18 protein-coding genes are annotated in these 25,801 nt (G+C 35.2%); 13 read left to right on the top strand and 5 right to left on the bottom strand.

The genetic code is table 11. From position 1 onward, the window contains the following. Positions 1-71: 71 nt before the first annotated feature. From FLV_RS00500 to pruA, 4 genes are all read left to right on the top strand, one after another. Positions 72-2,972: a DEAD/DEAH box helicase gene (locus FLV_RS00500; RefSeq protein WP_243230014.1), complete on the top strand. Its 2,901-nt coding sequence runs from the start codon at positions 72-74 to the stop codon at positions 2,970-2,972. A 256-nt stretch (positions 2,973-3,228) separates the two neighbouring features. Further along, a complete protein-coding gene (locus FLV_RS00495; protein ID WP_243230012.1) occupies positions 3,229-4,482 on the top strand; it encodes a DUF5103 domain-containing protein in 1,254 nt (417 codons plus the stop codon). 81 nt (positions 4,483-4,563) lie between these two features. Next, positions 4,564-4,950: a Co2+/Mg2+ efflux protein ApaG gene (apaG, locus tag FLV_RS00490; RefSeq protein WP_110348906.1), complete on the top strand. Its 387-nt coding sequence runs from the start codon at positions 4,564-4,566 to the stop codon at positions 4,948-4,950. A 225-nt stretch (positions 4,951-5,175) separates the two neighbouring features. Next, complete coding sequence (gene pruA / locus FLV_RS00485) at positions 5,176-6,801, top strand: L-glutamate gamma-semialdehyde dehydrogenase (protein ID WP_243230010.1); 1,626 nt, start codon at positions 5,176-5,178, stop codon at positions 6,799-6,801. A gap of 97 nt (positions 6,802-6,898) precedes the next feature. On the opposite strand, the gene FLV_RS00480 is transcribed toward pruA, so the two are convergent. From FLV_RS00480 to rsmG, 5 genes are all read right to left on the bottom strand, one after another. Beyond that, positions 6,899-8,641, bottom strand: coding sequence for a CocE/NonD family hydrolase (locus tag FLV_RS00480; RefSeq protein ID WP_243230009.1), 1,743 nt, complete (start codon positions 8,639-8,641; stop codon positions 6,899-6,901). Positions 8,642-8,698: 57 nt separating this feature from the next. Then, positions 8,699-9,412 carry a LytR/AlgR family response regulator transcription factor gene (locus FLV_RS00475; protein WP_243230006.1) on the bottom strand — a complete coding sequence of 238 codons (714 nt, stop codon included), beginning with the start codon at positions 9,410-9,412 and terminating at the stop codon, positions 8,699-8,701. Continuing rightward, the gene (locus tag FLV_RS00470) at positions 9,409-10,470 is read right to left on the bottom strand and encodes a sensor histidine kinase (protein ID WP_243230004.1); all 1,062 of its coding nucleotides are present in this window, start codon (positions 10,468-10,470) and stop codon (positions 9,409-9,411) included. Before FLV_RS00470 ends, FLV_RS00475 begins: the two co-directional genes overlap by 4 nt. A 227-nt stretch (positions 10,471-10,697) precedes the next feature. Then, on the bottom strand, positions 10,698-12,113 hold the full coding sequence (locus tag FLV_RS00465) for an alkaline phosphatase (protein ID WP_243230003.1): 1,416 nt from the start codon (positions 12,111-12,113) through the stop codon (positions 10,698-10,700). 146 nt (positions 12,114-12,259) lie between these two features. Next, on the bottom strand, positions 12,260-12,889 hold the full coding sequence (gene rsmG, locus FLV_RS00460; RefSeq protein WP_243230000.1) for a 16S rRNA (guanine(527)-N(7))-methyltransferase RsmG: 630 nt from the start codon (positions 12,887-12,889) through the stop codon (positions 12,260-12,262). A 107-nt stretch (positions 12,890-12,996) separates the two neighbouring features. On the opposite strand from rsmG, the gene FLV_RS00455 reads away from it, so the two are divergent. From FLV_RS00455 to FLV_RS00415, 9 genes are all read left to right on the top strand, one after another. Then, positions 12,997-14,091, top strand: a complete 1,095-nt coding sequence (locus FLV_RS00455) for a fatty acid desaturase family protein (protein ID WP_243229997.1) — start codon at positions 12,997-12,999, stop codon at positions 14,089-14,091. Between the two features lie 70 nt (positions 14,092-14,161). Next, positions 14,162-15,352, top strand: a complete 1,191-nt coding sequence (locus tag FLV_RS00450) for a pyridoxal phosphate-dependent aminotransferase (protein WP_243229995.1) — start codon at positions 14,162-14,164, stop codon at positions 15,350-15,352. 147 nt (positions 15,353-15,499) lie between these two features. After that, positions 15,500-17,356: a rhamnogalacturonan lyase gene (locus FLV_RS00445; RefSeq protein ID WP_243229993.1), complete on the top strand. Its 1,857-nt coding sequence runs from the start codon at positions 15,500-15,502 to the stop codon at positions 17,354-17,356. Between the two features lie 200 nt (positions 17,357-17,556). Further along, positions 17,557-19,728 (top strand): T9SS type A sorting domain-containing protein, encoded by a 2,172-nt coding sequence (locus tag FLV_RS00440; RefSeq protein ID WP_243229992.1) that lies wholly within the window; start codon positions 17,557-17,559, stop codon positions 19,726-19,728. A 127-nt stretch (positions 19,729-19,855) separates the two neighbouring features. Then, positions 19,856-20,776, top strand: a complete 921-nt coding sequence (locus tag FLV_RS00435) for a DUF1593 domain-containing protein (protein WP_243229991.1) — start codon at positions 19,856-19,858, stop codon at positions 20,774-20,776. A 29-nt stretch (positions 20,777-20,805) separates the two neighbouring features. Beyond that, the gene (locus FLV_RS00430) at positions 20,806-21,150 is read left to right on the top strand and encodes a DUF5060 domain-containing protein (protein WP_243229990.1); all 345 of its coding nucleotides are present in this window, start codon (positions 20,806-20,808) and stop codon (positions 21,148-21,150) included. Between the two features lie 137 nt (positions 21,151-21,287). Continuing rightward, the gene (locus tag FLV_RS00425) at positions 21,288-23,156 is read left to right on the top strand and encodes a peptidase U32 family protein (RefSeq protein WP_243229989.1); all 1,869 of its coding nucleotides are present in this window, start codon (positions 21,288-21,290) and stop codon (positions 23,154-23,156) included. 154 nt (positions 23,157-23,310) lie between these two features. After that, a complete protein-coding gene (locus FLV_RS00420) occupies positions 23,311-23,970 on the top strand; it encodes a response regulator transcription factor (protein WP_243229988.1) in 660 nt (219 codons plus the stop codon). A 101-nt stretch (positions 23,971-24,071) separates the two neighbouring features. Then, positions 24,072-25,550: an MFS transporter gene (locus FLV_RS00415; RefSeq protein WP_243229987.1), complete on the top strand. Its 1,479-nt coding sequence runs from the start codon at positions 24,072-24,074 to the stop codon at positions 25,548-25,550. Positions 25,551-25,801: the final 251 nt, after the last annotated feature.

Below are 25,801 nucleotides of genomic sequence, written 5' to 3'. Positions count from 1 at the left end.
ATCAGTTTTTTTGAAAACTCTTTCTTTTTTGTCCAAACCCAAATCATAAGCCTAACCAAATACTCTTAAACTTGGAACCTACAAAATCATTTCAGTTCTGTTTTGACATTAGTTTTGAAAAAAATCTGAATGCCTATATCCCTACAGCGTATGTTGTTGAAAATACTAGTGAAATTAAATATTTAGACAAAAAAGCAACCAAAGCTATAATTGAAAGTTTCGGAATTGATTTCGAAAATTTAGATCCCAATTCTAAAAAGACACTCACAATTTGCGAATCTTTAAAACCTGAATTTATTTTCAAGAAATTCGGTGCAAAAATCAAATCAGCTAAAACAATTGCCGATTTACAGAAAGATTCTAAAATTGATTTTGCCATTCGCCAACATTTAAAACTCAACTTGAGTCAGTTTTACGATTTGATTGTAAAAGAGCAATTTCCGTTATCAATAAATTTAGGTCCTGAAAAAGATTTTTACCGTTCCAGAGTCAGTATTGATCCGCTGGATTTTGAACCTCAGATTCAATTTGATAAACATTCAGCTGGCATTACCTATACCCTTTCGTTAAAAGAAAACAAAACTACTTTTTCACCTATGAATAGTAGTATCGACATTCTTTTAGATGAGCCGGGCTGGTTAATTGTCAATAAAAAATTAGGACGATTAAAGGAGCTAAATACTAAAAAACTGACGCCTTTTTTAAAGAAAAAATCAATTGAAATTCCATCAAAATTAGTTGATGATTATTTTAAAAGTTTTATTCCCGAAATAGCCAAGAAAATTGATATTGAAGCCACTGGTTTTGAAATGGAACAGCGTGATCAAATTATTTCGAGTACCATTCAGCCTGTTTATGATTTCTTTAAAAATTGTTATTACCTCAATCTTTATTTCGATTATAACGGTTATGTTTTTGACTCAGGCAAAACTAAAAAAACACATTCTTTTGTTGATTTCAGTATCGTTAACGAGCCCAAAATAATTCAGTTTAAAAGGAGTGCCGTCGAAATTTTATATACAAAAAAATTACTTGAAATTGGCTTAGTAAAAATCAAAAACGAACTGTTTGGACTGGAAACAGAAGCCGATGATCCTTATATCAATATTCAGTTGATTATTGACAATAAGGAAAAACTTGAAAGTTTAGGCTTTACGATTCAAAATCTGAAACTCGAAAGCAAAGAAATCATTACAGAAAGCAATACGATTTCGATTGCAAAAGAAACGAAAGCCGATTGGTTTGACATTAAAATTATCATTACGATTGGCAATTACAAAATCAATTTCAGTGAAATTATTCCAAACATAAAAAGCAAGGAAAGACTTTTTATGTTACCTGACGGAAATTACTTTTTGATTCCGCTCGAATGGTTCAGCAAATATGGCTCTTTGGCAAAATTAGCCAAAACAGAAAACGGAGCATTGCTTTTACGCAAAAGCAATTTTACGGCTTTAGACGGAATTTCAGAAATCGACAATGATTTGGACCAAATTCACAAAGCTGAATTCACAGGCTCAGATTTACTAAAAGCCACTTTGAGACCCTACCAAATTGATGGTGTAAAATGGCTTTTAGGGCATTTCAATTCAAATTTAGGTGCTTGTCTCGCTGATGACATGGGACTTGGAAAAACATTACAGACTTTGGCAGTTCTGGTTTCAGTTCAGGAACAATTAGGTTTTACAACCAAAACAACCAATTTTGATTTGTTTACAAACGAAACAACTGTCGAAAGAGAACCTTTGAAGGCTTTGATTGTTTTGCCTTCTTCTTTGGTTTTTAACTGGTTTAATGAAGCCGGAAAGTTTACTCCGCACTTTTCTAAAATGCAATACGTAGGCAACGACAGAAAATTATTAACAGGAAGATTAGATTCGACCGATTTGATTTTTACGAGTTACAGTATCATTCACCGAGATATTTCACTCTTAGAAAAATACGATTTCCGTTATTTGATTTTAGATGAAAGTCAATACATTAAAAATAAAAATTCTAAGATTTTTAAAGCGATCAATAAAATCAGAACGGGTCATAAAATTGCCCTGAGTGGTACGCCTATCGAAAATTCGCTTGACGATTTATGGTCGCAGATGCAGTTTATAAATCCGGATATTTTGGGAACTTATAATTTTTTCGCAGAAAATTTTAAAATTCCAATTGAGAAAAAGCAGAATGAAGAAGTTTTGAGCGAATTAAAAAACCTCATCCAGCCTTATATTTTGCGACGAACCAAAGAGCAGGTTTTAAAGGATTTACCTGAAATGACTGAACAGATTTACTACTGCGACATGGATCCGGAGCAGGAAAAATTATACGAGAAAGAAAAATCTAAAGCTCGTAATTTTCTGCTTAAAACAGATGGATCAAGTCCGGATAAAATTAGTATTATCAATACTTTGATGAAGTTAAGACAGCTTAGTAATCATCCAAAAATGATAGATTCAGATTCCGAAATTGATTCCGGAAAATATATTGCTGTCAAAAATTATCTTCAAAATTTAGTCAAGGCAAAACAGAAAGTCATCATTTTCAGTTCGTTTGTTACCAATTTGAATTTTTATACCGATTGGTGTAAAGAAAATAAAATCTTCTATTGCGAAATAACAGGCGAAACTCCTGCAAGCAAAAGAGAACAACAAGTTAAACTGTTTCAGGAAAAAGAAGAACCCTTGTTATTTTTTATTTCACTGAAAGCAGGAGGCGTTGGTCTGAATATCACCAAAGCTTCTTATGTCCTGTTCTTAGATCCGTGGTGGAATCCTTTTGCAGAAAAACAAGGCGTTGGGCGAGCACATCGAATTGGACAACTGAACAAAGTAAACGTGATTCGTTTTATTTCGAAAAATACCGTCGAAGAAAAAATTATCAAACTCCAGGAAAATAAAAAGCTGTTGTCTGATTCCCTTTTAGAAGAAAGCTATATTAATGACGAACTTGAAGTTAATTTAGAATATATCCTGGGTTCTTGATAAATTGTTCTTAAAACCAATAAAATGGTATCGTATTCGTTACATAAATTTATTATATTTAACCCGTTAGGTAAAATTAGTTTTTAATGATAATTTTTCGTTAGTTCGAGTGATTTTCGATAGAAAATTGTATTGAGAACAGAAAAATTATCATTAAAAACGGTTCTCGATACTTTTTTGTTCTGTTTCCCTACACAAAAAACACTCGAACTGACGTTTTTAATAATTACTCCCAATGGGTTTACAATATATTAAGATGCCGAAATTTTTATATACTAGCTTTGTTTTTCTTTTTATTTTCACTTTAGCGAAAGCTCAGGAAAAAGAAATTGACCCTCCCTATAATATTAAAACTGTTTCTTTTGTTCAGAACGGAAGTAATGTGGTTCCAATATTTGAATTGGGATCTACATTTCAATTACAATTTGACGATTTGTATAGCAATGAAGCCAATTATTATTTTGAAATAGTACATTGCGATTACAATTGGAAACCTTCTGACATCCCGAAAACAGATTACATTCTTGGCTTTGATAATCAACGAATTATGGATTACTCAAATTCTTTTAATACGCTTCAGAATTATTCTCATTATCGCCTTTCTTTTCCTAATCAATTCACTACCCAATTACGCATTTCAGGAAATTATATTTTAAAAATTCTAAATGAAGACAGAGAAGTTATTTTCTCCCGAAAATTTATTTTATTCGAAAATCATGCTACAGTTGCTGCTCAGGTTAAACGAACGCGAAATTTAAACAACATCGATTACAAACAGAATCTGGACATGACAATAGCATCAAATGATATCACGTTTCAGACACCCTTAAAAAATGTAAAAATTCTTTTACTTCAGAATGGAAATTTTAATACGAGCATCAAAAATGTTCCTCCACAATACACACTTGGCAATCAACTGGTTTATAAATACGACAGCGAAACACAGTTTTGGGGTGGAAATGAATTCTTGTATTTTGAAAATAAAGACATAAGGGCCGCCAATAACAATGTCGCCAAAATAGGTTCAAACAATGATATTTACAATTCGTATTTATACACAAATGCGGCAAGGGGAAACCAGATTTATACCGTATATCAAGATATAAATGGAAATTTCGTAGTTAAAAACATCAATGCTTCCAATAATGAAATAGAAGCTGACTATGCCTGGGTTTATTTTAGTCTTTCTGCTCCGGCTTTCAGATTAAACAAAGACATTTACATTACCGGAATGTTCAATAACTACAGTTTGTCGCCCGAATACAAAATGGATTATAACGTCGAGAAGGCAATTTATGAAAAAGCGGTGATGATTAAACAGGGGTTCACCAGTTTTCAATACACTGTAGCCGGTAAAAATGGCGTCATAGACAATGAAAATGCTATAGATGGAAACTTTTACCAGACTGAAAATGAATATACTATTTTGGTTTATTACCGTGAAAACACTGACCGCTATGAAAGAGTCATCGGTAAAGGAAATGCTAACTCCCTGAATATTATCAATTAAACATTCTGAAAAAGGATTAAAATTGAATCATTTTTTTTTGTAAATTTGCAAATATAACTCACACATATATACTGCTTTAGTATGGTTTCTCAAATAACAAGAGGCATAAAAATATCTGTTTTAACTAGTTTTGAAGGCACATACTTCAAGAACTATAAGATTCATTTTGCCTTTAGTTATGTGGTTACAATTGAAAACCACAGTAAAGATTCGGTACAGTTAACGTCCCGTCACTGGGAAATCTTCGACTCGCTAAACGACCTTGAAGTAGTTGATGGAGAAGGTGTTATTGGCAAAAAACCGGTTTTAAAACCAGGTGAGAATCACACTTACAGTTCGGGTTGCTTATTGTCATCTCCTTATGGTGCTATGAAAGGTCACTTTAATATGATTAATTTTACTACAACTAAAATATTTAAAGTAATAGTGCCTACGTTCAGAATGTGCGCTCCGTTTGCACTGAATTAATTTAGCATTTATTCCCTCTTTTACTATTTCGTAAAACTCTCTTACTTTTATTAGATTTTAACAGTACGCCGGTTATATCAATATTATAATTCTGAATATTTTGTAATCCTGCATATCTTACTTATTAAATTACAACTTTTTAGTATTGTATTGTGATATAATCAAAATAACCTTTGTACTTTTGCCTAAAATTAAACAATTCGTAATTTCAAAATATCTCATCCCATGTTAAAAGGATTTTTTAATGTACCTAAAGCGGTAAATGAACCGGTAAAAGGATACGCACCAAACTCACCGGAAAGAGCCGCTGTTCAGGCAGCTTACACCACAATGTGGAATTCTCAAATTGACGTTCCTTTGCATATTGGAAGCGAAGAAATCAGAACCGGAAACACAAGAAATATTACAGCTCCCCATGATCACCAGCACGTTGTTGGAAAATATCATCTTGCTGAAAAACAACATATCGAAAAAGCGATTGCTAATGCTCTTGAATCAAGATATGCATGGGCAAACATGGCATGGGAACAGCGTGCTGCTATTTTCTTAAAAGCTGCAGAACTTATCGCAGGTCCATACAGAGCCCGTATCAATGCGGCTACTATGATTGGGCAATCTAAAAATATCCATCAGGCAGAAATTGATGCTTCTTGTGAGCTGATTGACTTTTTACGTTACAACGTAGAATTCATGACTCAGATTTACGCAGACCAGCCAAAATCTGATTCTACAACATGGAACCGTTTAGAATACAGACCTCTTGAGGGTTTTGTTTACGCGATTACTCCTTTCAACTTTACGGCAATTGCTGCCAATCTTCCAGCCAGTGCTGCAATGATGGGTAACGTTGTGGTTTGGAAACCAAGCGACAGTCAGGTTTTTTCAACAAAAATTATCCTTGACGTTTTCAAAGAAGCAGGAGTTCCTGATGGCGTTATCAACGTAGTTTTTGGAGATGCTTTGATGATTACAGATACTGTTTTGGCAAGCCGTGATTTTGCAGGAGTTCACTTTACAGGATCAACTCACGTATTTAAAGATATCTGGGCTAAAATTGGAGCAAACATCCACAACTATAAAACTTACCCTAGAATTGTTGGAGAAACAGGTGGTAAAGATTTTATCATTGCTCACCCAAGCGCTAACGTAAAACAAGTTGTTACAGGAATCACTCGTGGTGCTTTTGAATTTCAGGGACAAAAATGTTCCGCAGCTTCAAGAGTTTATATCCCGCAAAGTTTGTGGCCAGCTGTAAAAGAGCAATTGATTACAGATGTAAAATCAATGAAAATGGGGTCTCCGGAAGATTTCGGAAACTTTATTACTGCGGTTATCCACGAAGGTTCTTTTGATAAATTAGCCAGTTACATCGATCAGGCTAAAAAAGATGCTGATGCTGAAATTATTGTGGGTGGAAATTATGATAAATCTGTTGGATACTTTGTAGAACCAACGGTTATTGTAACTACAAATCCAAAATATACTACAATGGAAACCGAATTATTCGGACCAGTTGTGACAATTTATATTTACGAAGATGCAAAATGGGAAGAAACTTTAGAATTGGTTGATACTACTTCTGAGTACGCTTTAACCGGAGCAGTCTTCAGCCAGGATCGTTACGCTATTGAGGTTGCAACTGTAAAATTGCAAAATTCTGCAGGTAACTTCTATATCAACGATAAGCCAACCGGAGCAGTTGTAGGAATGCAGCCTTTTGGTGGTGCAAGAGCTTCAGGAACTAACGACAAAGCAGGTTCTGCATTGAATTTATTACGTTGGGCTTCTCCTAGAACTATCAAAGAAACTTTTGTAACTCCTGAGGATTACAGATATCCTTTCTTGGGATAGTCTTAAAGTCGAATGTCAAAAGTCTTAAAGGGCTTTGTCCATATAAAAAAGCCGAATCTTTACATCCATTAAGATTCGGCTTTTATTTTGCTGAATTTTACTTCCAAACCGGAATTTTTATAAAGCTGTCAGTGTACCATTTTATTTTTAATGGTTCTTTAGCATCTTTGATAGTTTCTTCTGTTACATTTTTTCCAGTTCCGTAGTTTAATTCTGAAAATGGATTTTTGTTTACATTCAGCGTAATCAATAATCTGCTTCCTTTGTTTAACTGTTTACTTACCAAATGGGTATTTGAAAAAGAAATCGATTCAATCGAATCAGGCATCAGTAAATTTCTTTTGGTAATATCTTTGGCATAACTCGCACGACCAATAAAATAAGCCAAATGAAAATATTCTCCATTGGGCATTACTTCGTATAAAGTGACACCAATATCAATATCTTTTTTATTGATACTTGCTTTTATTTCTCCTAAAAATGATCCATTGACTAATAGCGGTTCTTTTAACGGATCACTTACAAAAATATAACCATTTGTAGTATCAATTTCTTTTCTGACAATTGGATCCGGATAGTAATCATTATTACTGTGCTCTCTGTCTTTAAAATCTACTTCCTGAGATAAATAACTCTTTTTATCCGGCTTATTAATATTCAAAGAATAGAATTTCCCTGATTTATAATCTGTCAGATAAAATGTTAGAAAACCATTGCTCATTTTATCAATAGACGGAGCACTTCTCCACTCATTTGCCCCCATAACCTGATAATTAATTCGATCTTTTATAATTTCCGGTTTTGGTCCGTTTTTCAAAATATGGTCAAACCATTCATAGGTTATTTTATTGGTATTAATCAACGCATTTGCATCTGTCTTATAACCGTTTATTTCAGGAGTACCTCCTGTTTGTGCACCAAAATGACCGTAAGGTCCAATTATTAAATAGGAATTGGCTTTAGAATTATATTTTTGAAGTTCTCTTAAATAATATAAACTTGAATTTTGAGAATCATTATAGTAGCCGTCAATTACTAAAACAGGGATATTAATCTGAGCAAAATCTTTTTCGTAAGGTGCCATTTTCTGCCAATAATCATCAAATGAAGGGTGTTTGATCCATTTTTGAAATAGCCTGTTTGGATAGCCATCAATGCTGTCCATTTTTTTATAGGCGACTCCTGTTTCCCACCATTTAAATTGCATCCTTCTAAAGCGCTGCCTGTCATTTCCGGCAATTGTATCCAGATATTTACTGTTTCCAACATAAAAAGACCATTCGTAATTAGGATTTATAAATACGTTATTTTCCATTGGCAAACCCATTCCGGGTCTGTTAGCCACATAAGGAACGATGGTTTTTAGTGCAGGATGCATTTTTTTGCAGGCTGCCCATTGCGTAAACCCATTATAACTCCCTCCGTACATTCCTACGCTTCCGTTACACCATTCCTGTTTACTAATCCAATCAATAACATCATAAGTATCATTAGCTTCATTTTCATAAGGAAATATTTCATTTGGACTAAATCGTTTCCCTCTTGCAAAAGCAATTACACCCACATAACCATTGTCTGCTGCTAATTTTAAAGATTTAATTCCGGTTCCTTTCTCTGTTACATAAATCGTAAATTGGAATATTACAGGTTTTGGGGTAAAATCTCCTTTTTTTCGCACCACTATTGCCGAGATCAAGGCACCATCTCTGGTTTTAATCATTACGCTATCCTGAATATTATAAGCGTTATTTAAATCCTGAGATTTTGCTAAACGTGTTTGTTGTGAGGATGCATTCGATATTATCAAAAGAAGAAATACAAATTTAAAAATTGCTTTCATATCGTTTATGGATTTTTTTTAAAGTATTTAAAATCAAGGCATCATACATAAGATGTATTAAATGCGATTGCTGTTTTTGAATTTGACAGCTTGCCGTTTTGAGACTTGTAATAATTCTCCGGTTTCTAACCTTACCTCCAGCCCTCCGCCAACTGTATGATTTACTTCCCGGACATACTTAATATTTACAATTTCAGTTCTGTTTATCCTGAAAAAAATATTTTCATCCAATATCTCTTCCCATTGTCGAAGTGAACGTCTTTGCAAGGCTTTTTTCCCCTGAAAAAAAAGTCGGCTGTAATTTTCAAGTGATTCAATTAAATAAATCTCATCCAGTTGAACAAAGAATCGTTTCTCTCCATCCTTAATAAAAATTTTTCGGTCTTCCACTTTGTTTATGGCAGATTTTGATTGTATCGTATCCCTTATTTTTTCAATTGCTTTTGAAAACCGCTCTTCTCTTATGGGTTTCATTAGATAGTCTAAAGCATTCACTTCAAATGCTCTTACCGCATATTGGTCATAAGCTGTCATAAATAGCACCGCCGGTACGTAGTTTAGGGATTCTAATAAATCGAACCCTGTTTTTTCTGGCATCTGAATATCTAAAAACATTAAATCCGGCATTTTCTTCTCAATCAAATCTTTAGCATCATCTGCATTTTCAGCCTCACCAATCAGAACAAAATCATTATATACCTTTAATGCATTTTTCAGTTCTTCTCTTGACAAACGTTCATCATCAACTATTATAACTTTTATCTTTTTCATATAAGCGGTAATAAAATAGTTGCTACAACAGTTTCGTCTTCCATTTCATTAATTTCAAAAGAAGCCGCTCCATTATATTGCAATGACAACCTCTCTTTCAGATTATTTAACCCGATTCCTGAATATTTAATTTCTCTATTTAGTTTCCCCGGATTCTGAACACTAATTTTTATAAAACGATTCTCTTTTTCTACCTTCACATTAATAAATCCTCCATTTTTTCTTTTTTCAATTCCGTGTTTTATTGAATTTTCAACTAATGATTGAATACTCAAAGGCAGAATAGCATATTTAGAAAGATCAATACTTGTTTCAATATTTATTTCCAGACGTTCCTCAAATCGTATTTTTTCTAACTCAAGATAATCTTTAACAAGGTTCATTTCATCATTTAAGGAAACTAATCTTCCAATGTTGCTGTTTAAGGAATTTCGCAGCAGCTCAGACAAAAGGTCAATTGCTCTTCTGGCTGAATTTGGGTTTTCTAACACCAAAAATTTTATATTATTCAATGAATTAAAAAAGAAGTGAGGATTAAGCTGTGCACTGAGATTATTGAGTTGTGCTTCTTTTATTATAATAGCTAATCGGGCATTTTCTTTCACCGTTTGTATTTCAAGTCGTGAATAATGATAAAGATGGTATGCCAAAACCCAAATAGACATTAATCTGGTTCCTGTGATAAAAATCTGTAGTTGTGCAGATTTGAAAAAAGTCATAAATGAAAGTGGATTGCTTTTTAAAACAAACAAACGTATCAGATAAAGTTTACTCACAACCAGAAACATATACAATAAGGAAAGTATCAAAATACAAACTATCATTTTTGGAATCAGCTTTTTTAGATTTAATTTATTCCACTCTTTTTTTAAAGCAAAATTGCGGTAAAGATGAGTTAACATAACTCCAATAAACACATCCAGTATTAAATCTGTTACGCCAATTTTCCAAATAAAATTACTGTTCAAAAAAGCCAGTACCGCCCAATACAAAGAAGCAGTAATCCAACCAATAAGCTGAAGTTTCCAATAGTCAGATATCCTTTTAATAGTTTTCAAGACATACTTTTTAATACTTTAGTAAAGGTATCCCTCTAATACAGAATGAGCAAATAAAAGTACATGAGCGTAAAATAATAGAGGATGAATGGAATTCTCTAACACAAGTTTCAGATTTCCTGAAGCAATTAATCAATAAAACAGCCGGTCCTTAAAATTTAAGGACCGGCTGTTTTATATATTTTTTTTTAAATTTATATAGATTTTAAAGATTCCTTTTCTCCTGTCTAAAATTTATTCTCTACTTCTGCAGCCTGCAGCATTAGATAATGCAAATCGGTATTTTTTACGAAAGGTTTTAAAAGTTCACTTCCGGGTCCAAACATTGCCAGTTCAACATAGTCTGCAGAATGGTCCATACTAATCCAGCCTACAGAGTTTATTTTCCCCTGCATTTCTGCGAAAGCTTTATAGGGTAATTTTTTGTAATTGTATAAACCATCTTCTTTATGCAATCCGTCGTAATAACCCAATACGGTTTTTGCCTCTTCATCTGAAACGGAATGGCCGTTTGCTTTTTCAATAATTTCTTTTACCTGCGAAACAGAAGATTCCGGTTTTATCTGATTCAGAATCCATTCATTAGTCTGGGTATATTTCCAGATACTGTCAAAATTATCATTGGCATTTTTTCCGTAAATGATTCCGGGGTTAGCGTTTCCGTGATCTGTTGTAATAATTACTAATGTTTCTTTATCTTTTTCAGCAAAATCTATCGCCACTTTTACCGCTTCATCAAATTCAATCTGGTCGTTAATTAAACCTGCGATATCATTACCATGAGCAGCCCAATCCACTTTTCCACTTTCAATCTGTAGAACAAAACCGTTTTTATGGCCCTTCATTCTGTCTATTGCTTTCTGAGACATTTCAGCAAGGCTTGGAACAGTGGTTTTTAATTTTTCATCACTGTTTCTGTCCACATAATACGGAAGTCCATCATCTGCAAACACTCCCAGAACAGGTTTAGAATTGGATGCACCCTCCATTTCAGATTTAGTTTTTACAACTTGGTATCCTTTCGATTTAAAAGCAGCATACATATCTTTTTTATCTTTCCGTAACTCCGGACTGAAATAATTGGCCCCGCCGCCCATCATAATATCAAACCCCAATTCTAAATATTGTTCAGCAATATCTTCCTGAGCATTTCTGCTTTTGCTGTTCACGCAAAAACCGGCAGGAGTTGCATGCGTTATAGGAACTGTCGTTACACAACCGGCCATTTTACCCGATTTTTTAAACTTTTGCCAAATCGGTAAATGCGGTTCGCCTTTCGGACTAACATTCAAAGCACCGTTATTAACACGAAAACCGCCTCCCCATGAAGAACTGGCTGCTGAAGAATCGGTTACTATGGAACTGGCTGAGGCTGTATCCATCAAGGCTCTGGAAACCCTGTTGTCTTTATACAATTGTATCCAGTTAGAACCTTTGCCATTTTTTCTATTCAGGAACAAATCGGTCATATTAAGTGTACCTGTACTCATTCCGTCACTAACCAGTAAAATGATATTTTTTGCTTTTTTGTTTTTATTTACAGACTCTACATCCAAAACATTTGCAGAACCCTCAAACGGATTCATAATTGCCGCCCCTATCGTAAACAATGAGCCATTTCTAAAGAACTTTCTTCTATTCATTATAACTCTATTTAAGTATTTTCAAAGATAAAAAAAATGGGGGCAGCTACAAATTATCATTAAGTTATGATTGCTTTTGAAGCATAAAAAACCGATAACAATTTTTAAGTTAAAGTGTTATCGGTTTTTTTATGTAGAAATAAGAATTAAGGCTGAAACTTCAGAGGCAAATACACCACTTTCTTGGTTTCAAAAAACTCATCTTCAAAGATATTTGCCAAATCATATAAAGTTGCTTTTGGAAAATCTTTTAATTCTTCGGACAAATCACCGCCTTTTAAATATAAAATTCCATTTTTTAAAGTGTGTTTGTGCTGTTTTTTAATTTTATCATGAATCCATGAAACAAAATCCGGCATGTTGGTTACGGCACGGCTTACTATGAAATCAAAATCTCCTTTTACCAGTTCGGCACGTTTTTGCTCTGCCTTTACATTTTTTAATTCCAAAGCATCTGCAACGCCCTGAACCACTTTTATTTTTTTGGCAATGACATCAATTAAATAAAAACGGGTTTCCGGAAACAGAATCGCTAAAGGAATTCCGGGAAAACCGCCTCCGGTTCCAACATCCAAAACCGTAGCTCCGGGTTCGAATTTCATGATTTTTGCAATTCCAAGAGAATGCAGAATGTGTTTTGTATATAATGCATCAATGTCTTTTCTGGAAATAACATTGATTTTTTCATTCCAGTCGTGGTATAAAAAGTCTAATTTTTGAAACTGTTCGATTTGAAGATCAGTCAAATCAGGAAAATATTTCAATATCTCATCCATTGGTCTAATTTTTTAACAAAAGTACTACTTTACGATTGAAATATTTAACTCAATTTTGCAAATTGAAAATTTATAATAATTACCTTTGACAACTATTTAAAATTAATATGAATAACATCGCACCGACATTTTCAAAGCAGGATAATCTGAAGTTTTTCAGAACGCTTAACTCACGGGTAAACAATTACTTCAAAGAGAATAATATTCAGAAAACCGGAAACTGGAAACTGCACTTAAAAGCGATTATTCTTTTTACTGTTTTCCTTACCCCCTATTTTTTGATTCTGGCACTTAACATGCCTTTTTGGGCACAACTTCTCTTAAATATCCTTATGGGAATTGGAATGGCAGGAATTGGAATGAATGTAATGCATGACGGAAACCACGGGTCTTACTCTTCAAAATCATGGATTAACAAAATCATGGGCGGCAGTATTTATGTTTTGGCCGGAAATGTACACAACTGGCAGGTTCAGCATAATGTCCTTCATCATACCTACACTAATATTCACGGACATGACGAAGATCTTGATGCAGGAAGAATTATTCGCTTTACGCAAAATGCAGAATGGCATCGTTTTCATAAATTTCAACACTATTATTCTTTTTTCTTATACGGGTTATTAACTTTTAATTGGGCTCTGACAACCGATTTTAAGCAGATGAAAGATTACTTAAAAAGAAAATTATCTTACGGAGCTCCACAGAGTCCAACAAAATTATGGACAGTTTTGGTTATTACTAAAATAATCTACGTATTAATCTGGATGGTTTTACCAATGGTTTTAGGCGTAATATGGTGGAAAGTAATCGTTGGATTTTTTGTAATGCATTACACTGCCGGACTAATTTTGAGTATCGTTTTTCAGTTGGCACATGTTGTGGAGGAGACTTCAAATCCGGTTCCGAATGAAGAAGGTGAAATAGAAAATACCTGGGCAATTCACCAATTATATACTACAGCTAACTTTGCTCCAAAAAACAAAATCGTAAATTGGTTTACAGGTGGATTAAACCATCAGATTGAGCACCATATTTTTCCAAATATCAGTCACATCCATTACGGAAAAATCGCTGAAATTGTAAAACAAACAGCCAAAGAATGCAATTTGCCTTATTATGAATTCAAAACCATGAGAGGTGCAATCTGGGCTCATTACAAGCATTTAAAAGATCTTGGGACAAAACCTGAGTTTGCGTAACAAAACTAAAATCTATTAATAATAACCTCTCTTAAAAACAGCAAATTAAGAGCAATTAAATTTTTTTATAATGAACCATATTCTTTCAGACAGAATTAACAATTTAGCTACTTCGCAGACTTTGGCGATGGCTGCATTAGCTCGTGAGTTAAAAGCACAAGGAAAAGATATTATCAGTTTAAGTTTAGGCGAGCCTGATTTTAATACACCGGACTTCATTAAAGAAGCGGCAAAAAAAGCAATCGACGACAACTACAGTACATATTCTCCGGTTGATGGCTATCAGGATTTAAAAGAAGCTATCTGCAGAAAATTCAAAAGAGACAATGGTTTAGAATACAAACCTTCTCAAATCGTAGTTTCTACAGGAGCAAAACAATCTTTATATAACATTGCTCAGGTAATGTTAAACGATGGTGACGAGGTAATCTTACCGGCACCTTACTGGGTTTCTTATTTCGAAATTGTAAAACTTTCCGGCGGAGTTCCTGTTGAAGTTCCAACTTCTGTTGAAACAGATTTCAAAATCACTCCGGAGCAATTAGAAGCCGCCATCACACCAAAAACAAAAATGATGTGGTTCTCTTCTCCATGTAATCCTTCAGGATCTGTTTACAGCAGAGAAGAATTAACAGCTTTGGCAAAAGTGTTAGAAAAGCACCCAAATATTTATGTTGTTGCTGATGAAATCTATGAGCACATCAATTTCTCAGGGACTTTCTGCAGTATCGGTTCTATCCCGGGAATGTTAGAAAAAACAATTACAGTTAACGGAGTAGCAAAAGCATTTGCTATGACGGGATACAGAATTGGATATATTGGAGCTCCTGAATTTATCGCAAAAGCGTGTACAAAAATTCAGGGACAAGTAACATCAGGTGCTAATTCTGTGGCTCAACGTGCTACAATTACAGCTGTAGATGCGGATCCAAGCGTATTAAACGAAATGGTTCAGGCTTTCCACGGTCGTAGAGATTTAGTGGTTGGATTGTTAAAAGAAATCCCAGGCGTAAAAATCAACGTTCCGGAAGGAGCATTTTACGTATTCCCAGACGTTTCTTCTTTCTTCGGAAAAACATTAAAAGGAACTGAAATTAAAGATGCAAACGACGTTTCGATGTATCTTTTAGCAGAAGCAAACGTAGCAACAGTAACAGGAGATGCTTTCGGAAATCCAAACTGTATTCGTTTCTCTTATGCAACAAGCAACGATATTTTAACAGAAGCATTACGCAGAATCAAAGAAGCTTTGACTGCATAATAAACGATTAAAATTTAAACATTTAGAGCCTCAGGATTTTCCTGAGGCTTTTTTTTTAAGCAAAAACCAACATTAGGATAGTACAGGACAGTATTACTTTTTATTAAACTTATTTTTAAAAACTACTAACCAACCTTTCCTGTAATCATGCAGCAAAAAACCAAATCAAATTCATTCAAAAACTTACTCATTTTTCCGTTTTTATTATTAGGAATTACTTCTTCAATACTCGCTCAGCATACAGTAGAAAAGCTTAATCGCGGACTCGTTGCAACACGTTTAAATTCTGATGAAGTCTATATTAACTGGAGAATGTTAGGGACCGAACCCACAAATGTAAGCTACAATTTATACTGCAATGACAAAAAAGTAGCAAGCAGCCCTTTCACTACAACGACCAACTTTACACACAAAATTGCCACAGACGAAAAATATTATATTCGGGCAATTATTAATGGCATTGAACAGCCCGAATCTGAAACTGTTCCCGTATGGGCAAATCAATATTTGGATATTGCCATGCAGATACCTCAGGGAGGAACCACTCCGGATGGACAGACTTATACCTATAGCGTAGGCGATTGCAGTGTTGGCGATGTTGACGGAGACGGACAATACGAAATTTTTGTAAAATGGGATCCGTCTAATGCTCACGACAACTCTCATAAAGGATACACAGGTAATGTATTTATCGACTGTTACCGTTTAGAAGGAACACTTCTCTGGAGAATTGATTTAGGAAAAAATATTCGTGCAGGAGCTCATTATACGCAATTTATGGTGTATGATTTAGATTCGGATGGCAAAGCCGAAATGGCCTGTAAAACAGCCGATGGAACCATAGACGGAACCAAAACAATTATTGGATCAGCTACCGCAGATTACAGAAACCCTAACGGATATATTTTAGAAGGACCTGAATTTTTAACCGTTTTTAACGGAGTAACAGGTAAAGCAATGGCTACTGCTAATTATTTGCCAGCACGCGGAAATATTAAAGACTGGGGAGATGGATATGGCAATCGTGTAGACCGTTTTATAGCCGCAGTTGCTTATCTAGACGGCTCAAAACCAAGTTTGGTAATGGGCCGTGGCTATTATACCAGACTGGTTCGTGTGGCCTGGGACTGGAGAAACGGCAAGCTTTCACAGCGATGGATTTTTGACAGTAACGATTCAAAAAACAGTGCTGCATTTGGACAGGGAAACCATCAAATGACTGTGGGAGATGTTGATCATGATGGTAAAGATGAAGTTTTTAACGGAACCAGCGCCATTGATGACGACGGAACAAAATTATACGCCAACGGTTTAGGACATGGCGATTCATTGCACATGACCGACATGGATCCTGATCGCCCGGGGCAGGAAATCTGGCAGTGTCACGAAGATGCATCAAGTTACAAAACTTATGGACTTGAATTTAGGGATGCCAGAACAGGAGAACCTTTATGGGGAGTTAACGGAAAAGGCAATGATGTAGGCCGCGGGAATGCTGCCGATATTGACCCTCGTTACAAAGGATATGAATGCTGGGGAGCCGTAGGTAATTTATATGACTGCAAAGGAAATCAGATCAGTACTTCAAAACCATCTATGAATTTCTCCATTTGGTGGGATGCCGATTTAAACAGAGAATTATTAAACTCAAACCGAATTGACAAATGGGATTACATCAATTCAAAAAGCGTTAATTTACTGACTGCAGCAGATCATAAATCAAATAATGGTACCAAATCAACGCCTTGCCTAAGCGCAGATCTTTTTGGCGATTGGCGTGAAGAAGTTATATTTCGCAAGACAGACAATTCTTCTATTAGAATTTATACTACCAACATTCCAACGACACATCGCTTATATACTTTGATGCACGATTCTCAATACAGAACCGCTATTGCATGGCAAAACTCAGCTTACAATCAGCCGCCGCATCCGGGTTTTTATTTGGGAGTTGATATGGAAGTCCAAAAACAGCCCAATGTTATTACTGTAAAATCTGAATAAACATTACATCATTAAAGCAAAATAATCTTGTGTTTAAAAGTTGAAGCTTCAGAAAAAGTCTGAAGCTTTTTTTATACAAAATAACAAGCCTCCAAAACAAATTATCATTACTAAAGACCGACAAAGGATAGTACAGGACAGTCTATCACATTTTAAAACTTATTTTAGTAAATACTAACCAACCAACCCATTACAAAACCATGAAACAAAAATCCTCTGTTATTTTTTTTAGAAAAACCATTCTTTCATTACTATTTTTATTTGGAATAACCACTCCATTATTAGCACAACGAAGTGTTGAAAAGCTTAATCATGGCCTGGTTGCAATGCGTTTAAGCTCTAATCAGGTTTATATTGGCTGGAGAATGTTAGGAACAGAACCTACAGATGTCAGTTACAACTTGTATTGTAATGATATAAAAGTAGCAGGAAGTCCTTTTACAACCACTACAAATTACACCCATAACATTAGTACAAACGGAACATATTCAGTTCGTGCTATTATTAATGGTGTCGAAGAAACAACTTCTGAAACCGCTACGGTATGGGCAAATCAATATTTAGATATTGCCATGCAGATACCTGATGGAGGAACCAATGTGAGTGGCTCTTACACTTATAATGTAAATGATTGTAGTGTGGGTGATGTAGATGGTGACGGACAATACGAAATATTCGTGAAATGGGATCCCTCAAACTCAAAAGACAACTCTCAGCCCGGTTTTACAGGTAATGTTTATATTGATTGCTACCGTTTAGACGGAACACGTCTTTGGAGGATTGATCTAGGAAAAAATATTCGTGCCGGCGCCCATTATACCCAATTTATGGTTTATGATTTAGATTCGGATGGCAAAGCCGAAATGGCTTGCAGAACTTCTGACGGAACCATAGACGGAACCGGTGTTGTTATTGGCAGTGCAACTGCAGATTACAGAAACACTACCGGCAGTACAACTACATCCGGAAGCCCTTATGGCGCTGTCATATCAGGACCTGAATTTTTAACTGTTTTTAACGGACTAACAGGAAAGGCAATGGCTACCACCAACTATTTACCTGCCCGCGGAACAGTATCTTCATGGGGAGACAATTATGGAGGCCGTTCAGAACGTTTTGTTGCTGCCATCGCTTATCTTGACGGCTCAAAACCCAGTCTAATAATGGGGCGTGGTTATTACACCAGATTGGTACGTGTGGCTTGGGACTGGAGAAACAACACGCTTTCTCAAAGATGGATTTTTGACAGTTCCGCAGCAGGAAATTCAGCTTATGCAGGCATGGGAAATCACCAAATGACAGTAGGAGATGTTGATGGCGATGGTAAAGACGAAATTTTTAATGGTTCGAGCGGCATTAATGATGACGGAACAAAATTATATACCAACACTTTAGGTCATGGAGATGCTTTGCACATGAGCGACATGGATCCTGATCGTCCGGGACAAGAAATATGGCAATGCCTGGAAGAACCTGCAAAATACAAAACTAATGGTTTAGTTTTCTTAGATGCTCAAACGGGAGCAACAATATGGGGGATTCCGGCAAATATAGATGTCGGTCGTTGCAATGCTGCAGATATTGACCCCCGCTACAAAGGATATGAATGTTTTGGCAGTGCTGGCATAAAAGACGCTGCAGGTGTTACTACCACTACAAATTTTTTAATGGATTGCAAAGGAAATCTTATCAGCAATAAAAAACCCTCGCAGAATTTTTCAATTTGGTGGGATGCTGATTTGAATCGGGAATTATTAGATTCAAACAAAATAGACAAGTGGGATTACATTAATGGTAAAACCAGTAATATGTTAACTGCAACCGGATATACTTCAAACAACACCACCAAAGCAACCCCTTGCTTGAGCGCCGACCTCTTTGGAGATTGGAGAGAAGAAGTTATCTTCAGAAAAGACGATAACACTTCTATCAGAATTTACACTACAAAGATTCCTACTACTCATAAATTGTACACCTTAATGCACGACACACAATATAGAACAGCTATAGCATGGCAAAATTCAGCTTACAATCAACCTCCGCATCCAAGCTTTTATTTAGGGGCAGATATGGCAGCACAAACACAGCCCAACATTGTTACAACTGAAGCAACTTTGGCTACTAATGATTTTTCGAATGTATCATCTTCAATAAATGCGCTGCTTTATCCAAATCCTACAAGTCAAAGTTTTACCATAATTTCTGAAGGTAAATTCACTTACACCATTCATACTCTTTTAGGAGAAAAAATTGGATCTGGAAAAGGAGAAAACGAGACCGAAGTAGGAACAATATCTGCTAAAGCTGGCATTTATATTATTACTGTAAAATCTGAAAAAGGCTCTACATCTATCAAACTGATTAAAGAATAAAATCATCCAAATTTTTAATTTTAAAAAACTACTTAATTAAAATGATTCGGTGGTTTCTTTATTAAAGTCCAAAAACAAACGTAATTTCAAACCATCAAATACTCTTCTAAAAACTTAAACAATAAACATGAACAGATTTATCTTGTCTTTTTTACTGTCTATTTATTCATTTACTATAATTGCGCAACAAAAAGTTCCTGTAAAACCCCGAATTCTTATCAGCAGTGATATTGGGGGCACGGATCCTGATGACAATCAGTCGTTTACTCATTTATTTATGTATAGTGAATTATTCAATATTGAAGGACTTGTTTCCTCTCCTTCTTTTGGTGATGGAAACAAAGAAGAAATTTTACGCATGATAAATCTTTACGAAAAAGACCTGCCTAAACTAAAAAAACATCAAAAAGGACTACTTTCTCCTGATTATTTACGCTCAGTCACCAAACAGGGACGTCATGGCGCAGCGCCTTATATTGGTTACACAACAGCCACCGAAGGCTCAGACTGGATTATAAAATGTGCCAAAAAAGAAAGCAAAGAGCCTCTTTGGGTATTGGTTTGGGGAGGACTGGAAGATGTAGCTCAGGCATTACATGATGCACCCGAAATCCAAAGTAAAATACGAATTGTCTGGATTGGTGGTCCAAACAAAAAATGGAGTGCCAACAGCTATGCTTACGTCGTTGAGAATTTTCCAAATCTTTGGTTTATTGAAAACAATGCATCTTATTATGGCTTTTTCTCAAATAATAATGAACCGGACAGCGTAAAAACTACCGATTACTATGATAAATATATTGCATCAGCCGGAAATCTGGGCAAAGATTTTAAAAATTACTATAAAGGAAATGTCAAAATGGGAGACACTCCAACCCTTCTTTATATGATGGACGGCAACCCAAACGACCCGACACGTGAAAGCTGGGGAGGCAGTTTTGAAAAAATGAGCCACAGTCCAAGAGTCATTTTTAATGATATTACATCCGTTAAAGATACTGTAGCCTATTGTACCATTACAGAGTTTTACCTAAAAGGTCCATTATAAATGTTCCAACAGACTCAGCCTGCTTCTGGATGGAAACCACTCTTAAAGGAAAAGTCCAAAAATGGCCTGGGTATTATATCGGTAATGGCGAATATGCCATAAAATATGTTCCGAAACAGGCAGAGCTATTACACTATAAATTTACTTCAGACATTCCAAATTTCCCTCTACAAGAAGGAAAATTAGTTGTCGAAAATTTATGGCCGGGTAAAAAACACAGTACCGATTATAAGTTAGGCGATAACTGGTACACCGACAAAGCTGATCCAAATTTGTATGACGGAAAAATACAGGGAGGAAAAACAATACTAAAATGGAGAAAGGATATATTACTGGATTGGGCAAAACGCTGGAATTGGTTATTGGATAAGTAAACCGATAATTACACCACCACCCTACATTAAGTTAACAATTTCAAAAAAAATCGCCTCATCTTTAGCAATCTCAAATAATTTATAAGACCTTTGCACACTTTTTTTCGTGAATACCACAAAAGCCTAAAGTTTTAAAAATGAAGAAGAAGATTGAAATATTAGCTCCAGCCAGAGATTTAATCGGTGGAATGGCAGCGATAAACAGCGGTGCCGATGCCGTGTATATTGGTGCACCACAATTTGGAGCACGTTCTAATGCCAACAACTCTATTGAAGATGTTGCCGCATTGGTAAAATATGCACACTTATTTAATGCTCAGGTTTTTGTAGTAATGAATACCATTTTATACGACAACGAATTAGAAACGTGTCGCTCCATGATTTGGGAATTATACGATATTGGTGTCGATGCCCTGATTATTCAGGACATGGCGATTATGGAAATGGACTTACCTCCTATCGTACTTCACGCCAGTACTCAGGCCAATAACCGTGACGCAGACAAAATTAAATTCCTTAAAGATGCCGGAATCAAACGGGTGGTTTTAGCGCGCGAATTAAATCTGCACCAAATTAAAACAATTTACGACGAAGCTGATGTTGAATTAGAATTTTTCGTAACCGGAGCTTTATGTGTATCCTTCAGTGGAAACTGTTATATGAGTGTGGCAAACGGCGAACGTAGCGCCAACCGTGGTTCCTGCGCTCAAAACTGTCGTTTACCTTATAACTTAATCGACGGAAACGGAGATACTTTAATCAAAAACAGTCACTTGCTTTCGATTAAAGATTTAGACGTTTCAGATCAGATTCCGAATTTGATTGAAGCCGGAATTGTTTCATTCAAAATTGAAGGTCGTCTTAAAGATGTGGCTTACGTTAAAAACAACGTATCTTATTTACGTCAAAAATTAGACAGTTATTTAGAAGGAAGCGATAAATACACCAAAGCTTCTTCAGGGAAATGCACCTATACTTTTGATTCGACTTTAAACAGAACTTTCAACCGTGGTTATACCGATTATTTCGTAAACGAAAGACATAGCTCGATTGGTTCCTGGGAAAGCCCAAAATCAAAAGGACAATACATTGGTAAATTGATACGAACTGTTGGAAACGCTTACGAAATCGAAAACGGTGAATTGTTAAACAACGGTGACGGACTTTGTTTCATCAACGAAAACAACGAAGCTGACGGAATTTACGTAAACAAAGCCGAGAACGGAAAAGTATATCCAAACGTTCTAAAAGAAATTAAAGACGGAACTTTCATTTACCGCAATAACGATATTGCTTTTATCAAAATTGTTGAAAGAGAAGACAGCGCCATTCGTAAAATCGGAACTACTTTATTGCTTACCGAAAGCGAAACCGGTTTTGAATTAATCGCAACCGATGAAGACGGGAACGTAAGCACCATAAAATTAGAGCACGCAAAAGAGCAAACTAAAACCGGCGAATCGATCGAAGAAAACATTAAAATTCAGTTGGCAAAAACAGGCTTTACACCTTACAGCGCCGATGAAATCAATGTAATGTTTTCTCAAAACTGGTTCCTTCCTATTTCAAAAATCAACGAAATGCGAAGAAATGTTTTCGAACAGTTATCCCAAATTCGTCTGGCAAACTACAAACGTGAAGAACACCAATTGGTAAAAACGTCACATCCGTATCCGGAAACCAAACTGGACTTTATGTACAACGTTTCTAACAAAACGGCACGTAAATTCTATGAACGCCATGGTGTTACCGAAATCGAAAAAGCATTCGAATTACAGTGGGATCCGGGAAAATCTCGTGTAATGACTACGAAATATTGTATCAAATACGAATTAAAAAAATGTCCGATACACCAAAAAGATATAGTAGGTGTTAAAGTAAAAGAACCTTTGGTTTTAAAACAGGGAGAACTTGAATACAAACTAAAATTCAACTGCAAACCCTGCGAAATGGAAATCTGGGAAAAAGATGCTGAATTTGAAATCGAAGAAGATCACTTTCATTAAAATACAAGCCGATACTTTTTCAGTATCGGTTTTTTTATGCTTATCATTTTCATATTTTGTAATTAACTAATTTCTTAATTTAAAAATTACGTATCTTAGCGCCTCGTTATAGATGAATATACGTAAAAGTTTAGAATCAAAATTAAGTAGAATTATGAGTGATATTATTCGCGTTGTGCTAGCAGACGACCATGTTTTTGTAAGAGATGGAATCAAATCTTTACTTGAAAATGAAGCAAACATAGAGGTTGTTGGAGAAGCAATAGATGGTGCAGATGCGCTTGAAGTTGTTACCGCCAATAAACCCGATTTACTTATAGTAGATATTCGCATGCCAAACTTAACCGGTATCGAAGTAGTAGAAAAACTTAGAAACGATAATAACACTGTAAAAATCATTATGCTTTCGATGCACGAATCGGAAGAATATGTATTAAAATCTATAAAAGCAGGTGCAGACGGTTATTTACTAAAAGGTTCCAGTAAAGATGAATTCCTGAAAGCATTGCATACTGTAGCCAATGGCGGAAAATATTTTAGCGGTGATATTTCCTCTATCCTTATAGGTCAGTTAACAAGTTCATCCCTTTCAGCAGAGCCAAAACAAAATTTGGGCGAAGAAATGATGATAACCAAAAGAGAAAAAGAAATTTTGACCCTTTTATTATCCGGAAAAGGAAATAAAGAAATAGCTGAAGCGTTAGATATAAGCAAACGTACTGCTGAAGTACACCGTTTTAACTTAATGAAAAAATTAAAAGTCAAAAACTTAATGGAACTTTCCAATAAAGCGACTGAATATTCTTTATTGTAAAAAAAAACTACGTATAATTACGTAAATATTTTTAAAAAACTGCGTTTTCGCAGTTTTTAACTACGTTATAGTACTTATTTTTACCAAAAAATATAAGTACCATGACAAATACGAATTCATTATCGCAATCACACAAAATTTTATTTTTAAACACATTGGCATTTACGGTGTGTTTTGCCTGTTGGACCTTAAATGGAGTTTTAGTAACCTTTTTAGTCGACAACGGTATTTTTAACTGGAGCGTTGTTCAGGTAGGCTGGTTATTGGGAATCCCAATTCTTACCGGATCTGTAATGCGTTTGCCAATAGGGATACTTACAGATAAATTTGGTGGCAAATACGTATTTTCATTATTACTGTTACTATGTTCAATTCCTTTATTTTTATTGCCTTTTGCCGATAGCTTTTTGATGTTTGCCGTATTGAGCTTTTTGTTTGGAATGGTAGGTACAAGTTTCGCTGTCGGGATTGGATATACTTCTATTTGGTATCCAAAAGAATGGCAGGGACGTGCTTTGGGAATCTTCGGAATGGGGAATGCCGGAGCCGCAATTACTACTTTTTTAGCACCTTCGTTATTAAATCATTTTTCAATAGATGACCCTCAAAACGGATGGAAAATACTTCCTGTTATCTATGCTGTTGCATTGGTTGTAATTGGGGTAGCCTTTTTATTATTCGCAAAAAATAAAAAAATAGAAAACAATACTAAAAGTGTTTCGCAAATGTTGGGCTCTTTAAAATCGGCTCGTGTTTGGCGTTTTGGAGCTTACTACTTCTTAGTTTTTGGATGTTTTGTAGCCTACTCACAATGGTTATTGCCAAATTTCATGAACGTTTATCAAACCAGCCTTGTAATGGGAGGTTTATTTGCTACTATGTTTAGTTTGCCTTCAGGAGTAATCAGGGCTTTTGGAGGTTATTTATCAGATAAATTTGGAGCCAGAAAAGTAATGTACTGGGTATTGAGTTCATCTGTTGTTCTGAGCGCTTTATTAATGGTTCCGAAAATGGAAATTATCACTAATGGTCCCGGAGTTTTGGCTACCAAAAAAGGAATAATAACTGCTGTTTCAAATGAGAACATTAAAATTGGAGAAACAAATTTTGCTATAGCACAAAAAAAGGAAACAACAGCAGAAAACACCATTTTTCCAACCAGCACATCCTGGCAGCAGGTTGTTGTTGAACAAAATCAACCTGTAAAGAAAAAAGAATTGCTTGCCAAAGGAATTACCGTAATTAAATTTGATGCCAATATGTGGGTTTTCTTAGTGTTGGTCATTTTGATTGGAATTTCCTGGGGAATAGGAAAAGCAGCCGTTTACAAACACATTCCTGAATATTTCCCGACTGAAGTTGGAGTAGTTGGCGGAATGGTAGGTATGATTGGCGGTTTAGGAGGTTTCTTTGGACCAATTATCTTTGGATACTTATTAACCGCAACCGGAATCTGGTCAAGTTCATGGATTTTTATTCTGCTTCTTTCTGTTATATGTTTGATCTGGATGCATTATACGATTACCAAAATCATGAACGAAAAACAACCAGTTTTGTCAAAAGTAATAGATAGACGATAAGCTTTTTATATTTTTTTAATTCATAGTTATTTAGTTATTTGAATTAGGCTAAAGCCAAAATTGTTCTGTTTTTTCCTTTTTTACCACCAAAAAAGGATTCAAAAAAGAGTTTCTGATTAATTTCAGGAGCTCTTTTTTATAAAATCCCCCACTAAGTCACTGATCTTAATCATTTTAAAAAGAATACAATATTTTCTTAAAGAAATATTTCAGCACTCTTATTCTTTAGAGTGAAATACCCAAATTATTTT

The organism is Flavobacterium pectinovorum, assembly GCF_022802975.1.
Lineage (GTDB): Bacteria > Bacteroidota > Bacteroidia > Flavobacteriales > Flavobacteriaceae > Flavobacterium > Flavobacterium pectinovorum_B.
Note: the sequence above shows the minus strand (reverse complement) of the source record. Positions and strands in the feature narration are given on the sequence as shown.